Genomic DNA, 14,431 nt, shown 5'->3' with positions numbered 1-14,431 from the left:
CCTAAAGATGGGAAGGAGAAAAATCGGCAGCGGTAAAAGCCGTCTGCTGTGAGGTCTCGCGCCACACCGACAAAAAGTCTTGATGCTGCGGTTGAGCCTGTAAAAACTGGATGGTTTGATCGATAAAGTGACGGTGGTCTTGAGCTAACAATTGCCCTTTGAGCAAGAGCCAACGCAAATACACCAACCATGTATTTAGCACATCACCTTCACAATAACTGGTGAGTTTGAGCCATTCCTGAGCCCGAACATATTCAGGTACATGATACGCCCCATCGCCTCGTTTACCGGGATACCCCAATAAATGGGCAACATCATCTAGCTTTTGGAAATGACGTCCATTAAACATTGCCATCACATCCATCAGGTCGATGTGACGCTGATGATAACGGTTCTGATAGTTATTATAGCGCTTTTGTGTGTCAATTTCGCCCTGATCGAACAAAGCAGGTGCAGTTAAACCATGATACATAGCACGAAGCATGATTACAGGTAAGTCAAACTGAGCACCATTCCAACTCACTAAAGTCGGTAAACGCTTATCAAATATAGATAAAAACTTACTGAGAATTTCTGCTTCCGAATATTGTTCACGGCTAAAAGAAAAGAGTTTCATCTGGCCTTGGTCATCCAGCCATAAGCCTGAAATACACACAATTTCATGCAAAGCCAAACGCTGAAAATCCATGCCTGACTCTTGGCGACGCAACTTGGTCAGTGCCACCTCCAAATCAGCCTCAGGCAAATCTAAACCATATAAATGCGCCCCCGATCTCAAATCAGTCATGGTTTCAATATCAAAGGTGAGAACAGGTAAACGCATAGCAGGACTCTCTTTTATTGTTTTATTCAGGATCGACTACAGAGAAAAGACCCGTCGATAAATAACGGTCACCACGGTCACAAATAATGCACGCAATTACAGCACCAGGGTTTTCTTCAGCAATTTTAATTGATGCCCACACCGCACCCCCTGAAGAAGTTCCCGCACTTACACCTTCTTTTTGCGCCAATTTACGCATGGTTTTTTCCGCTTCAATTTGCGGAATATCAATAATTTGATCAATCCGACTGCGGTCAAAAATCGTTGGTAAATATTCTTCAGGCCAGCGGCGAATCCCTGCGATACTTGAACCATCCGATGGCTGTAGGCCAATAATTTGAATGTTGGGGTTCATCTCTTTGAGATATTTAGAGACCCCCATAATGGTACCTGTAGTACCCATTGAACTCACAAAGTGAGTGATTTTGCCACCTGTTTGCTGCCAAAGTTCAGGCCCAGTCGTTAAATAATGTGCTTCAACATTATCAGGATTACCAAACTGATTGAGTACGTACCCTTTGCCTTCTTCTTGCATTTGCAAAGCCAAATCACGTGCACCTTCCATGCCCTGTTCTTTGGTCACTTCAATCAGTTCCGCGCCATAAGCACGCATGGCATCTTTACGCTCTTGGCTCATGTTGTTGGGCATAATCAGTTTCATCTGATAGCCACGCATCGCAGCAACCATCGCCAATGCAATGCCGGTATTTCCACTGGTCGCTTCAATCAAGGTATCGCCCGGCTGGATTTGCCCTCGCTTTTCCGCTTGCATAATCATGTTATACGCGGGACGGTCCTTGACAGAACCTGCGGGGTTGTTGCCTTCTAACTTTGCCAATACTGTTGCTTGAGTGTGACTTGCCAGACGCTGTAAACGCACCAGTGGAGTTTTTCCGACATAGTGATCTAACAAAAATTCGTCTGCTTGAAAATCAGTGGATGTAGTACTCATTCTTTGCACCTTGATCGAGGTGCGCCTATTGTATGGAAAAATGCCAGTCCCTGCACCCATTTAGCGTGCTTTTTCGTGAAAGTGATTAAAGCACCATCGATTTTTTATAAAGCGTGCTACACTTCAAAGCATAGGGAATAAATCACTTGCACCATGTCAAATATCAATAAAAAATTATTTAATCGTCTGCACTTAAACCATGCTTATGGACAGCTCATTGCACTTATTTTCGTGCCGATTATGATTTTGGCCTGTGTAGGTGCATTACTGGTTATTACCGAAACTTCAAATGCCGCCAAAGCTCAGCAGCGACAAATGGCGATTGCGATTTTAACGCGCTACCAGCTGGATGCAGAAGCAGCAATCAATTTGGTGAATGCCTCCCCTTGGCAGTATGAAAATGCACGTTATTTGATGCAAAAGATGTTAGATGAAAAACATCTGATTCGTGCCGCAATTATTGATGACAAAGGCAATAACAAACTTAGCATTGGCTACCAAGACCAAGCGCCGTGGCCTGCGCTGAAAAAAAATACTGATTTTTTTGGCCCAATGAATTTTAAAGGCAATACGGTATATGGTTTGCCCATCAACCAATTTACAGGCACGCCTGCGCAGTTGGTAGTTGAATTAGATAACCAGCCCTTACAAATTGCCCGTTATCGCGTGTTGATCGTGTTGATTGCGACAGGTCTGTTGACACTCTTATTGCTTTTACTCTGTTTAAATTTCTACTCGCGTCGCTGGATTGCGCCGATGTATGAAATTCGCATGCAGCTGCAACGTTTAAATGCCGACACCCTCGATCAACACATGCTGATTAACAGTACCGGTGAATTACGCTTACTACAGCGCGATATTGCCAATGTGGTGAAACGCCTGCATTTTAGTTTTTTAGAATTGAAAGAACACACTGAGCAGACGGAAGACGATTTGCGTCGAACCCTTGACACTTTAGAAGTGCAAAACATCACCTATCGTCAAGCGCGTGACCAAGCCATTTCAGCAAGTCAGTCCAAGTCAGTGTTCTTGGCCAATATCAGCCATGAACTGCGCACGCCACTGAACAGTATTGATGGTTTTATTCACCTGTTACTGCGTCAAGACAACCTCAACAATGATCAAAATCTGTATTTACAAACCATCCGAAAATCATCTGCACACTTACTGGCACTGATTAATGATGTTTTAGATTTTTCAAAAATTGATGCAGGTAAACTAGAACTCGATACTGCAACTTTTGATCTAGAAGAAGCAATTTTTGATGTTATGGATATGCTGTCTCCTCTTGCTGCACAAAAGCATATCGATATGGCCTTTTACTATGCCGACAATGTGCCAAAGCATGTGGTTGGAGATGCCCTACGCTTCAAACAAATTTTAACCAACCTAATTTCCAATGCCATTAAGTTTACTCCTGATGGCGAGATCATCGTCCGCGCAAGAATGGAACAAGATGATATTGGACAGTGCCTATTGCACTTTAGTGTACAAGACAGCGGCATCGGACTCAGTGGAACCGACCGTAAAAAACTGTTTGAGTCTTTCTCGCAAGGCGATGCTTCAGTCACACGTCAATTTGGCGGTACAGGTCTGGGCTTAGCGATTTCCAAACAGCTGGTGCATTTGATGCAGGGGCAAATTGGATTTGAGGACAACCAAGAACGCGCGCCCACCGAAAAAGGTTCCACCTTCTGGTTTACAGCCATGTTTATGGTCAATGAAGAAGATGAGTACGTTGAGCATCCTCAGTTTAGCGATATGCAAGTGGTCTCGTATTTGGCACATCCTGCAACGGCCAATATTCTGCGTCATTATCTTGAAGACTATGCTGTGGAACACATCGAATCGAGTTCAATTTTAGACTTGTTCAGCCACCTCAACAGACTGCCTCAAGATGTGGAAAATACATGGTTAATTGTTGATCACAGTGGTGATACCGAAGCCTTATTAAAAGAAATTCGTCAGCGTTATAGCGGTAACCTTGCGGTTTATGGCTACCAGATGTCACTCGATTTGACCACGCTGAATGAGTATCGCGCACGACCATTATACCAACCACTCAGTCGGAGTGCTTTGATTCAATTACTCAGCAATCAACCGCTATTTGAAGAAGATGAAATGGAGTCCTTCAATGGTCAAGGCTTACATATTTTAGCGGTGGATGACCATCTCCCTAACCTGATTGTCCTTGAAGCCCTGCTGGGCGAATTGAATGTCAAGACAACAAAAGCTTTAAGCGGTCAACAAGCCTTAGAGATTTTACAAGAGCGTGCTGAACACGACAGCAAAGCTTTTGATTTGGTATTTATGGATATTCAAATGCCTGTCATGTCGGGGGTCGATACCACACGTGCCATTCGTGCGCTGGAGTCAACCATTGAAAACCATAAACGTTTGCCCATCATTGCCCTCACCGCACATGCATTGGCCGATGAAAAGCAAAAACTACTGCAAGTCGGCATGGATGACTATGTCACCAAACCAATTCAAATTGATCAGATTATTCAAATCCTGACCCATTGGACCACTGATCGCTTCAATAAAGGCTCACCCATTGAAAAAGCTATCGTGATTGAAGCACTCGATCCTAAGGTGCTCGACTGGCAGCAAAGCTTACAGTTAGCAGCCAATAAAGAAGATTTAGCGGTCGACTTATTGCGTATGTTAATGGACAGTTTTGATACTGAGTTGCATGAAATGAAGCAATTGATTGAAATGGAAGATTTCCCACAATTGGAGCATGTGTTACACCGTCTGTATGGTGCAACACGCTATGTCGGTGTACCCAACTTACAAGAAGCAACAGGGACATTTGAACAATTTGTTTCAACCTTACGTAAAGAGCGTCGTAAAGCAGATGAACAGTTTGTTCAAGAAACCATCAAGCGTTTCAATGAACTCAAAGTCGTGATTGAACAAGTACAACATGCGGCACAGCAAATTTTAATCAAACATAGCCCATAAACTTTCAAAAGAGCATGATACCAAAGACAAGTTGCGACGTGACTCTTGGTGTCATTTATCCGCACGGGAGCTATGCTATGCTCCGTGCGAGCAAAAAATAAGAGTTCTCATCATGGCTTTACTTCGCATTGAAAACAAAAACGGCATTGCCACTGTTTCACTTAACCGTCCAGATAAACGCAATGCGATGAGTTTCGACCTGTTGCGCGAGTTGGTTAAAACTGCTGAAAAAATTAAAAAAGACCGCAGCATTCGTTGTGTCATCCTCACTGGTGAAGCGCAAGTCTTTAGTGCAGGCATTGATCTTGCTGATTTGAACAATCCGAAGAATCGCGCCTATGCCGCATGGGAGCTGATTAAACCGGGACAAAGTCTATTTCAAAAAGCCTTCCTAATTTGGCAAGAACTGCCTGTTCCTGTGATTGCCGCGATTGAAGGATTTTGCTTTGGCGCTGGTATGCAACTGGCTTTAGCGGCAGACATTCGTGTCGCACACCCTGCAACCAAAATGTCGATTATGGAAAGCCGTTGGGGACTGGTTCCAGATATGGGACTGACGCGTTCTTTGAAAGGTTTGATCGGACTAGATCTTGCCAAAGAATTAACGCTTACGGCACGTATTTTCGATGCAACTTATGCCAAAGAAATTGGCTTAGTCACACATCTCGATGAATCACCGCTTGCTAAAGCTCAAGCCATTGCAGAAGAAATGTTACAACGCTCACCAGATGCACTTATGGCCTCAAAATATGTGCTGGATGCCATGCAGCATGAGCCTAAAAAATCCTTACGTTTGGAAAAAATTTGGCAGCTCAAATTACTGTTAGGGAAAAACAGCCAAATCGCACGTAAGAAAGATAAACAACCCGACGTGCAGTATCTACCACGCCAATACAAATAACAGTATTTAAGCACTGACAATCAAAGAGGGTTCCATGAGTTTCGATCGACACACTAAAATTGCATTTCTCGGCATGGGACTCATGGGCAGCCGTATGGCCACCCGCTTACTTCAAGCAGGTTTCGAAGTCGCTGTATGGAACCGTACCCGCAGTGCCTGCGATGCACTCATTGATTTGGGGGCGACAGACTTAGCGCTACAGAATATTGCTGAATATCCTATAGTCCTAACCTGTTTAGCCGACGACAAAGCTGCACTCAGCGTTTATGAACGAATCGAACCATTTTTGACGGCGAAGCAAGTGATCATCGACTTTTCCAGTCTTTCGGTGGAGCAGACCCTGAGTCTTGCAGCACGTACCGAACAAAAACAGGTGCAATGGATCGACTCACCTGTTTCGGGAGGGACTGTCGGTGCAGAACAAGGTACGCTGGTCATCTTTGCTGGTGGCGATGCACAGACGATTCAAGACTTGTCTTTGATTTATAATATCTTGTCGCAACGTGTCACCTGTATGGGCAACACTGGAACAGGACAAGCCACCAAAATTTGTAATCAACTGATTGTGGCAGCCAATAGCACTCTGATTGCAGAAGCGGTTGCTTTAGCAGCCAAAGCTGGCGTGGACACTCGCTTACTTGCACCTGCGCTTGCAGGCGGTTTTGCCGATTCGAAACCCTTTCAAATTTTAAGTCCACGTATGGCGACTCACCTGTTTGAGCCCGTACAGTGGAAAGTTCAAACCCTGTCTAAAGACTTGAACAATGCTTTGCAGCTTGCTGCGCAGCACCAACTCGACATTCCTGTTGCAGCGCGAGCACTTCAGCAATTGCAAGCACACCAACAACAAGGCTATGCTGAAGCTGATCTTGCCTCAGTCATCTTACAAGTAGAACAAAAAGCCAAATAAAATTAGGAGAAAATCATGACCAAACTTGCTGTAAATTTATCCATGATTTTTACCGAAGTGCCGCTACTTGAGCGTTTTGCTTTAGCTCAAACCGCTGGCTTTAAACATGTGGAAATCCAATTTCCCTACGAACTCAGCATTGAACAAATTCAAACTCAGCTTATGCTTCATGACTTAAGTCTCTGCCTGATTAACGTTCCTGCGGGCGACTTAATGACCGGTGGAAATGGACTCGCAGGTGTCCCCGGCAAAGAGCTAGAGTTTCATCACGCTCTTCAGTTAGCAGTGCAATATGCCAGCGCACTCAAAGTGCCAAGTGTGAATATCCTTGCTGGCAAACAACCCCTAGATGCAGACCTACTGCCCTGTTTAAATACCTTGTCCAAAAACCTGAAACTGGCCTGCCATATATTCAGTGAACATGACATTCAACCTGTCTTTGAAATGATCAACGGCACGGATATGCCACGCTTCTTAGTACAAAATATTGCCCAAGCACAGGAAATGTTAGAAGCAGTACAACACCCTACACTTAAAATGCAATACGACTGCTATCACATGGCCATGATGGGTGAAGATGTGTTGCAAGGGCTACAAGAAAATATTCAAGCTATTGGTCACATCCAATTTGCAGACTGTCCGGGGCGGCATGAACCAGATACTGCACAAATTATGTATGCAAATATTTTTGAATGGCTACAACACAGCAGTTATGACGGTTTTATTGCGGCTGAATATCGACCAAAAACTGTTTCAACTCAGTCCTTTGCATGGAAGGCAAAATACTTTGCTGCACATCCTCAAAGTTGAACCATTGCGGATTTGAAATTTTCGCCTAAAAACGCTATATTATAAGATGAGTTATTGTCCGGAAAAATTCCCTTTATGAATTTAGAACCATCGCCCAGCGCTTCTAATTCTCACGATTTCGCAATGAATACCCAAGCTGCCGACGTACAAGCTTGCTTAAAAGTTGTACATGAAGCCCTTGAAGATGTAAAAGCAAAAGATATTTTAGCGATTGATGTCAGCCTAATCAGCAACGTCGCTGATGCAATTGTGATTGCAAGCGGTACATCAACGCGTCACATCAAAGCACTTGCTGATAACGTTGCTGAAGAAGCACGTAAAGCAGGTTTTCGCCCTCTCGGTGTCGAAGGCGAACGTGATGCAGAATGGATCTTAATTGATCTTGGCTTTGTTGTTGTGCACGTGATGTTGCCAACAGCGCGTCGTTTCTACGATCTAGAAAGCCTTTGGCGTGCAGCCCCAGAAGAAACTGTAGCCTAATATGAAAAGAGCGACCTGAAGGTCGCTTTTTTTATGTCTCATTTTATTTAAATTAAGCGATGCATATCGACCATTGGGTAACGCTCTTTCACTTGGCGCTTCACATGGGCATAGAGTTGATCTGCTTTTGCTGGACCATAAAATTCACAATAATTTTCATAACAGACCGTCAAGACCTGCGCATATTGAGTCATGGGCAAAGCTTCAAGTACTGCTCGATCATCCAAGGCCTGATATCTATCAATCACAATGGATAAAGCATCTAACTGCGTTTTCACCTCACGCTCAAACTCCTGCACATCAACGGCTTTGACTGCTTGACAGATATTTTGCATAAAAAATGTCAATGCATCGAGTAACGCTGCTCCCCCTTGTTCGCTTTTCGATGCTTTTGCAGAGGGATTCAACAACACTTGTTTTTCAACTTGGGCCATCTCTGCCAAGACATTTTTGAGCATGTCTTTTCGGAAGTAACGTAATTCCTCTGTGGTGCAAATTTCACTCAAAAAACGATTCAGGACAAAGGAGGGTTGATCACCATATTTCGCTTCCCAGTGATTCAATACTTGCTCTAAAGGTGTTCCTTGTAAGTACTGACTCAGTCCACGTTCGATCGCTTGGCGTTTTTGTAAAATAGTCAATGTTTCAGTCGACATGAGCTATCCTCTTTCATTAATGACGTTTGGTCATATCATCAGTTTCAAACGTCACATCACGCTGAAACTCGGGATAAGACAGTTCTGCATGTTCGGTATAGTCCAAGCCACGTTGTTCATGTTGTTTACTCACCCGCAAACCACCAAGAACGAGGTCCAAGACTTTAAAGACGATCAATGCCACACCAAAACCCCACGCAAAGGCTGTCAAAATCCCCAAGCCTTGTACCGCAATGATCCCCGCATTAAACATATTGTTTTCAAAAAACAAACCCGCTGCCAATGTGCCCCATGCCCCACAAAAACCATGTACAGTCACCGCATCGACCACATCATCCAAGCGGAGTTTTTCCATCACCACTGGTAAAATACTGACCAGCACACCTGCAACCGCACCACTGATAATGGCATACACTGGACTCATGGTTGCACAGCCCGCCGTAATTGCAACCAGTCCACCCAAGGAGGCATTAATGGTGCCGCGCATTAAAATCGCTTTACCACGTATTAGGGTATAAACCATATAGGCAACTGCCGAAGCACACGCCGCCAAATGCGTATTCAAGGCAATCCGCCCAATACTCACATCCGCCTTCACGGTAGAGGCCGTATTAAAACCAAACCATGCCAACCATAGAACAAAACCGCCTAGCGCCACCAACGGTAAATTATGCCCTGCCAAATAATGGACCTGTCCATTGCGCCCAAACCGCCCTAAACGGGGTCCCAGCACGATAATTCCAGCTAAGGCCACCCATCCACCGATCGAATGCACCACTGTTGAACCAGCAAAGTCGATAAAGCCCATAGCTTTTAGCCAACCTTCGCCATCAAATAAGCTCCCCCAAGCCCATGCACCAAAAATCGGGTAGATCAAGCCACTGACCACCGCAGCACTCACGATATACGCCACAAAGTGAATCCGCTCAGCCATCGCCCCACTGGCAATCGTCGTGGCGGTGGCAGCAAACATCATTTGAAAGAACAAGAGGTTCCAGTGCCAGTCATCCATGGCATTGGGTGCAAAATGCGAGGTCCCTATCCAACCACTCGAATTGACACCAAACATCAAACCAAAGCCAATCAACCAAAAGACCAGGCCCCCTAAACACGCATCCATATAGTTTTTCATGAGTACATTAATGGTGTTTTTAGAGCGCACCGAACCACTTTCAATCAGGGCAAAACCTGCTTGCATGAAAAATACCAAGATGCCACCCAGCACCACCCAGACACTGTCAAGCGACAGGCGAATTTCTTGAATATTTTGAGCCTGTGTTGGCAGGGACTCTGCGGCAAAACTGGGTAAGGCAATACAGCACACAAAGAAGAGTAAGTATTTTATTTTTTTCATGAATAATCCCCCAAAGATTATTCATCTCAATTGCAAAATCAATGCCAGTGTATCAACACCTTATAGATATTTAAAAATGATCTATGTTCGCCCATATAAACGGAGCGATTTAAACAAGGTGAAAAAACGATACACCATACAAGAAGTCAAAATGAATTTATAAGCTAATTGCTAAAATATGGCTTTTAGTTTTTATAGTACTCATCCACAGCATAATAGTGGACCTTCTCTATCCATCGACCACGATTCAGCGTTCGCTCTGTCACTTTAACCTTTCCCGCTTGAACTGTTGCATCTTCAATAAACTCTTTCACTAAACTCAAGCCGTGTTTAGGAATCACGATATATTCCGAACGGATGTGATAACAACACCCACTTTTATTGAAGGTTAAGATTCTTTTTTGTTTTGGATCGACCTCAAACATGCCCAAATTTTCATGGGTTAAGGCCGACAACTCCTCACTCAGAACAAATTTATTCTTGGTTCGATGAAAGACATAAATATCGTAGGTTGGCCCGCCATAGGCACCATAGTTACCATTACGGATGGCCATATCCTCACTCCCGTCAAAGTTAAAGTCAGCAAAAATTAATGCGCTTTGCTCTCCATAAAGCTGTACGACATTAACAGACGGTTTGTCAGTTTCGTCCAGATCCATCGTCAATTCAGCCGAGGAAAAATGCTGAAAGTGCTGTGTTGTCCCTTTTAGGTAAAGATCAATATTGGCTTGTCCATCACAGCTACTGTCCGTACAGTTCCTCGTCATTTTTACATCATAGTGCTTCGATGCATTTTTTATTTCGAAGACTTGAGCCTGAGTAGTTTGACTCAAAACGAACACACCAAATATCAACAGCAGCTGACACGAGATCTGATTTATGTTCATATTGTTTTCTTATTGAAAAGTTAAACATCATCTTAGCAAAAGCTGCAAACATAAAAAAACCACCCGAAGGTGGTCTTTATACAATCTAATAAGAGGATTAGTGTCCACCACCATTGATTGCTTTAGTCATGTCTTCAACCACTTTCTTCGCATCACCGAAGATCATCATAGTTTTTTCGTTATAGAACAAATCGTTGTCTAGACCTGCATAACCTGTCGCCATAGAACGTTTGATGACCATAATGGTACGTGCTTTATGTGCTTCAAGAATTGGCATGCCATAAATTGGAGATGTTGGATCGTCTTTCGCTGCAGGGTTGACCACGTCATTCGCACCAATCACAAGCACCACATCTGTTGCAGGGAAGTCAGAGTTAATCTCATCCATCTCTAAGATGTCTTCATAAGCCACGTCTGCTTCAGCCAAAAGTACGTTCATGTGACCCGGCATACGACCAGCAACTGGGTGAATGGCGAAGCGCACTTTTACACCCTGTTCTTTTAGGATTTCACACAGTTCTTTCACCGCATTTTGTGCACGACCTTGTGCCATACCATAACCCGGTACGATCACAACGCTGTCTGCATTTGACATCAAGAAGCCTGCGTCATCTGCTGAACCAGAACGATGGTTACGCTGTGCTTGTTCGCCTTTGTCTGCAGAAGCTACCGCAGTTCCACCCATTGCACCACCAAACAAAACGTTGATGATTGAACGGTTCATGGCTTTACACATAATGTAAGACAGAATCGCACCTGAAGAACCCACCAGAGAACCAGCAACGATCAACATATTGTTTTCAAGTGTGAAACCAATACCTGCTGCTGCCCAACCAGAGAAGGAGTTCAATAGCGATACCACCACTGGCATATCACCGCCGCCGACTGGTGCAATCCACACCCAACCGAATGCAAGTGCCAGTGCAGTCATAGCCCAGAATGCATTCATGTTGCCTGTTGTGAAGAAGTACACACCACATGCCAACATTGCAAGGAAAATCAGCGCTTGTAAAGGTTTAACCCATGCACCAGAAATGGTTTTTGCCCATTTTTTCGCAGCCAACTTACCATAAGCAAATACAGACGCTGTAAAGGTAATCGCTCCGACGAAACAGCCCACGAACAATTCAAATAAATGAACCTTGCTCATGTGTGCATGTTGCACACCCGCAGCAGTTAATGCAGTTTCATTTTGTGCAAATAAAGCAGTCAGTTGGTTGTTATGTAGAATTGCAGCGATTGCAATTAATACCGCAGCCAAGCCCACCAATGAGTGCATTAAAGCAACAGTTTCAGGCATCTGCGTCATAGGTACAGTACGCGCACGGGCAATACCCACAATAGCACCCAGCACCATCGCACCGCCAATCATCCAAATCACAGGATGATCTGCCACAAAGAAGGTGGTCACTACAGCAATCGCCATTGCGATCATGCCGTAACGGTTACCTTGAATTGCCGTCTTCGGGCCAGACAAACCACGTAAAGTTAAGATAAAGAGGACAGCACCAATCAGGTAGAACCAATCCGCATAGTCTCGAATAAATTCCATATATTAGCCCTCTTTTTTCTTTTGCTTTGGCTTGAACATTTCAAGCATGCGAGCAGTTACTGCGAAGCCACCAAAAATATTGATACTTGCTAAGAACACCGCAATCGCACCTAAAATGCTCACCACATTCACACTTTGGAATGCAACATTCGCATCAACACCAATTGCAGGAATCCCCACCGTTTGAATCATTGCGCCCACCACGATGATCGATGACAACGCATTGGTTACTGCCATAAGCGGTGTATGTAGTGCTGGCGTAACGCCCCACACGACGTAGTAACCTACAAAGATGGCAAGGACGAAAATTGTAATTGTTTCAACCATGATCTATCTCCTTAACCACGCTTCAGCAGTACTTGACCGCCATGAGTTACTAGAAGGGCTTTTTGAATTTCTTCTTCAGGATTGATAGCAAAGTTTTTCTCTGCATCAAATAAAGTATCTAAGAAGTTCAAGACATTTCGTGCATACAAAGCAGAAGCTTCAGTTGAAACTGTAGAAGGAATGTTTGGAATACCTAAAATGGTTACGCCGTTGTCAGTCACAACATTTTCACCATTCTTAGAACCTTCAACGTTACCGCCTGTTTCAACCGCCATATCGAGGATGATTGAACCTGGTTTCATTTTGGCAACTGTTTCCGCCTTAATCAGACGTGGTGCATTACGACCTGGTAAAAGTGCAGTGGTAATCACGATGTCAGCATTCGATACAGCTTTATCTACAATGATGGCTTGATCGCGGATATAGTCTTCACCCGGCATCCAGCCATAACCATTTTTCGCAGCATCGGCTGCTTTTTGCTGTTCTTCCGCTGACATAGGTACGTCTAACCATTTGCCACCCAAAGACTCCACCTGATCTTTCGCCGTCGGACGTAAATCCGTTGCTTCAACCACAGCACCCAAACGTTTTGCTGTCGCAATCGCTTGTAGACCTGCAACACCGACCCCCATGATCACGACACGTGCGGGTTTTACAGTACCCGCAGCCGTCATCAACATTGGGAACATGCGCTGGTACTCAGCCGCAGCAAGAAGCACTGACTTGTAACCTGATAAGTTGGCTTGTGAAGATAATACGTCCATGTTCTGCGCACGAGATAAAGTCCGTGGCAGTAGCTCCAAAGCAAATGCAGACACTTGTTGTGATGCAAATTGATCAAGCTCCGTATTACGGTACGGGTCAAACATGGCAATAACCGATGTATTTGGCGCAAGCTTTTGAATTTCAGCACCCTGAGGAGCACGTACTTTCAAAATCATTTGGCTACCGGTATAGGCATCATCAGTCAGCGTAGCACCGACTTGCTCATAAGCACTGTCGATATAAGCAGCTTTCACACCTGCTCTACGTTCAATCACTACACTATGACCAGCACTGATCAACTTTTTTACCGTTTCTGGCGTTGCGGCTACACGATTTTCACCGACGACAGTTTCGGCTGGAATTCCGATCTGCATGAGCGTCCCTCAAGCTAGTTTTTCTTAAAGTAAACATTACCCATTAGGCAATGTTTTCTCACAGGATGTTCTTATGAATTTTTGGATTCTAATGAAACTTTTTTAAAATACCACCCACTATTTATTTAATAAATACCCATATACTGAACTGGTGATTCATAAAAAATATTGAGTGATATCTCGTTTATTTGCTTTGAATCCGCTTAAAAATTGATTTATTTCTATTCAAATTCTGAACTACAGATCCTTTCACACTAAAATTTGCACTTTTTTTGCACAAAACCAAGTCCTTTAATTCCGCAGTATTGATCTTTTTGACCAATTCAAGAATATGGACCGCCACGTTCACGTTAACCCGAACCTGTCATTCATCGAGCTTTGCCATCTCCTGTCGCGCAAACTTTGCAGGCATTGACTTGAATGACAGTTTTGCCCCATTTGCAAAAGCTTAGAATTGGCCTGTTCCTATTTTTCATCGATCAAAAATGCCAATGCTCAAAATTCAGTCCAACTGAAACGTGTATTTGAAATGGATCATATAAAAATACGAGGAGGGATTGATCACGTTTAAGTAGATCTGAAACGAGGAACGACCAACAAAAATATTTTTTTCATATTTTATGAGATGATAATGGCGTGCATTGACACACTAGGCTTAAGTAAAAATGCACCA

The 14,431-nt window shown here is 43.9% G+C and carries 13 protein-coding genes; 5 read left to right on the top strand and 8 right to left on the bottom strand.

From position 1 onward, the window contains the following. Window position 1 precedes the first annotated feature (1 nt). Window positions 2-823, bottom strand: a complete 822-nt coding sequence (locus F946_RS04005; RefSeq protein ID WP_004979145.1) for a 3'-5' exonuclease — start codon at window positions 821-823, stop codon at window positions 2-4. Window positions 824-845: 22 nt separating this feature from the next. Further along, complete coding sequence (gene cysM, locus F946_RS04000; protein ID WP_004979143.1) at window positions 846-1,775, bottom strand: cysteine synthase CysM; 930 nt, start codon at window positions 1,773-1,775, stop codon at window positions 846-848. A gap of 153 nt (window positions 1,776-1,928) precedes the next feature. On the opposite strand from cysM, the gene F946_RS03995 reads away from it, so the two are divergent. The 5 genes from F946_RS03995 (at window position 1,929) to rsfS (ending at window position 7,843) form a co-directional block, all read left to right on the top strand. After that, window positions 1,929-4,742: a GacS-like sensor histidine kinase gene (locus tag F946_RS03995; RefSeq protein ID WP_004979141.1), complete on the top strand. Its 2,814-nt coding sequence runs from the start codon at window positions 1,929-1,931 to the stop codon at window positions 4,740-4,742. A gap of 112 nt (window positions 4,743-4,854) precedes the next feature. After that, entirely contained in the window at window positions 4,855-5,643 is a 789-nt protein-coding gene (locus F946_RS03990; protein ID WP_004692317.1) for a crotonase/enoyl-CoA hydratase family protein, read from the top strand. A gap of 34 nt (window positions 5,644-5,677) precedes the next feature. Then, complete coding sequence (locus tag F946_RS03985) at window positions 5,678-6,553, top strand: NAD(P)-dependent oxidoreductase (protein ID WP_004979139.1); 876 nt, start codon at window positions 5,678-5,680, stop codon at window positions 6,551-6,553. 15 nt (window positions 6,554-6,568) lie between these two features. Continuing rightward, window positions 6,569-7,363: a hydroxypyruvate isomerase family protein gene (locus F946_RS03980; protein WP_004979138.1), complete on the top strand. Its 795-nt coding sequence runs from the start codon at window positions 6,569-6,571 to the stop codon at window positions 7,361-7,363. A 75-nt stretch (window positions 7,364-7,438) separates the two neighbouring features. Next, on the top strand, window positions 7,439-7,843 hold the full coding sequence (rsfS, locus tag F946_RS03975; RefSeq protein ID WP_004692321.1) for a ribosome silencing factor: 405 nt from the start codon (window positions 7,439-7,441) through the stop codon (window positions 7,841-7,843). 47 nt (window positions 7,844-7,890) lie between these two features. Here the strand turns inward: rsfS and F946_RS03970 are convergent, their stop codons facing one another. The 6 genes from F946_RS03970 to F946_RS03945 form a co-directional block, all read right to left on the bottom strand. Continuing rightward, window positions 7,891-8,499 carry a hypothetical protein gene (locus F946_RS03970; protein WP_004979137.1) on the bottom strand — a complete coding sequence of 203 codons (609 nt, stop codon included), beginning with the start codon at window positions 8,497-8,499 and terminating at the stop codon, window positions 7,891-7,893. Window positions 8,500-8,515: 16 nt separating this feature from the next. Further along, on the bottom strand, window positions 8,516-9,853 hold the full coding sequence (locus F946_RS03965; RefSeq protein ID WP_004979136.1) for an ammonium transporter: 1,338 nt from the start codon (window positions 9,851-9,853) through the stop codon (window positions 8,516-8,518). A 185-nt stretch (window positions 9,854-10,038) separates the two neighbouring features. After that, entirely contained in the window at window positions 10,039-10,740 is a 702-nt protein-coding gene (locus tag F946_RS03960; RefSeq protein WP_004979135.1) for an XAC2610-related protein, read from the bottom strand. Between the two features lie 97 nt (window positions 10,741-10,837). Beyond that, window positions 10,838-12,292 (bottom strand): NAD(P)(+) transhydrogenase (Re/Si-specific) subunit beta, encoded by a 1,455-nt coding sequence (locus F946_RS03955; RefSeq protein WP_004979129.1) that lies wholly within the window; start codon window positions 12,290-12,292, stop codon window positions 10,838-10,840. A gap of 3 nt (window positions 12,293-12,295) precedes the next feature. Then, complete coding sequence (locus F946_RS03950) at window positions 12,296-12,619, bottom strand: proton-translocating transhydrogenase family protein (RefSeq protein WP_004692331.1); 324 nt, start codon at window positions 12,617-12,619, stop codon at window positions 12,296-12,298. Window positions 12,620-12,630: 11 nt separating this feature from the next. Further along, window positions 12,631-13,758 (bottom strand): NAD(P) transhydrogenase subunit alpha, encoded by a 1,128-nt coding sequence (locus tag F946_RS03945; protein ID WP_004979125.1) that lies wholly within the window; start codon window positions 13,756-13,758, stop codon window positions 12,631-12,633. Between the last annotated feature and the right edge of the window lie 673 nt (window positions 13,759-14,431).

It is taken from the genome of Acinetobacter johnsonii ANC 3681 (assembly GCF_000368805.1).
Lineage (GTDB): Bacteria > Pseudomonadota > Gammaproteobacteria > Pseudomonadales > Moraxellaceae > Acinetobacter > Acinetobacter johnsonii.
This window is presented reverse-complemented; position numbering and strand designations above follow the sequence as displayed.

Excerpts from the sequence above, each read along its gene's own strand:
- F946_RS04005 (WP_004979145.1), bottom strand. The coding sequence starts at position 823 with ATGCGTTTACCTGTTCTCACCTTTGATATTGAAACCATGACTGATTTG.
- cysM (WP_004979143.1), bottom strand. The coding sequence starts at position 1,775 with ATGAGTACTACATCCACTGATTTTCAAGCAGACGAATTTTTGTTAGAT.
- F946_RS03995 (WP_004979141.1), top strand. The coding sequence starts at position 1,929 with ATGTCAAATATCAATAAAAAATTATTTAATCGTCTGCACTTAAACCAT.
- F946_RS03990 (WP_004692317.1), top strand. The coding sequence starts at position 4,855 with ATGGCTTTACTTCGCATTGAAAACAAAAACGGCATTGCCACTGTTTCA.
- F946_RS03985 (WP_004979139.1), top strand. The coding sequence starts at position 5,678 with ATGAGTTTCGATCGACACACTAAAATTGCATTTCTCGGCATGGGACTC.
- F946_RS03980 (WP_004979138.1), top strand. The coding sequence starts at position 6,569 with ATGACCAAACTTGCTGTAAATTTATCCATGATTTTTACCGAAGTGCCG.
- rsfS (WP_004692321.1), top strand. The coding sequence starts at position 7,439 with ATGAATTTAGAACCATCGCCCAGCGCTTCTAATTCTCACGATTTCGCA.
- F946_RS03970 (WP_004979137.1), bottom strand. The coding sequence starts at position 8,499 with ATGTCGACTGAAACATTGACTATTTTACAAAAACGCCAAGCGATCGAA.
- F946_RS03965 (WP_004979136.1), bottom strand. The coding sequence starts at position 9,853 with ATGAAAAAAATAAAATACTTACTCTTCTTTGTGTGCTGTATTGCCTTA.
- F946_RS03960 (WP_004979135.1), bottom strand. The coding sequence starts at position 10,740 with ATGAACATAAATCAGATCTCGTGTCAGCTGCTGTTGATATTTGGTGTG.
- F946_RS03955 (WP_004979129.1), bottom strand. The coding sequence starts at position 12,292 with ATGGAATTTATTCGAGACTATGCGGATTGGTTCTACCTGATTGGTGCT.
- F946_RS03950 (WP_004692331.1), bottom strand. The coding sequence starts at position 12,619 with ATGGTTGAAACAATTACAATTTTCGTCCTTGCCATCTTTGTAGGTTAC.
- F946_RS03945 (WP_004979125.1), bottom strand. The coding sequence starts at position 13,758 with ATGCAGATCGGAATTCCAGCCGAAACTGTCGTCGGTGAAAATCGTGTA.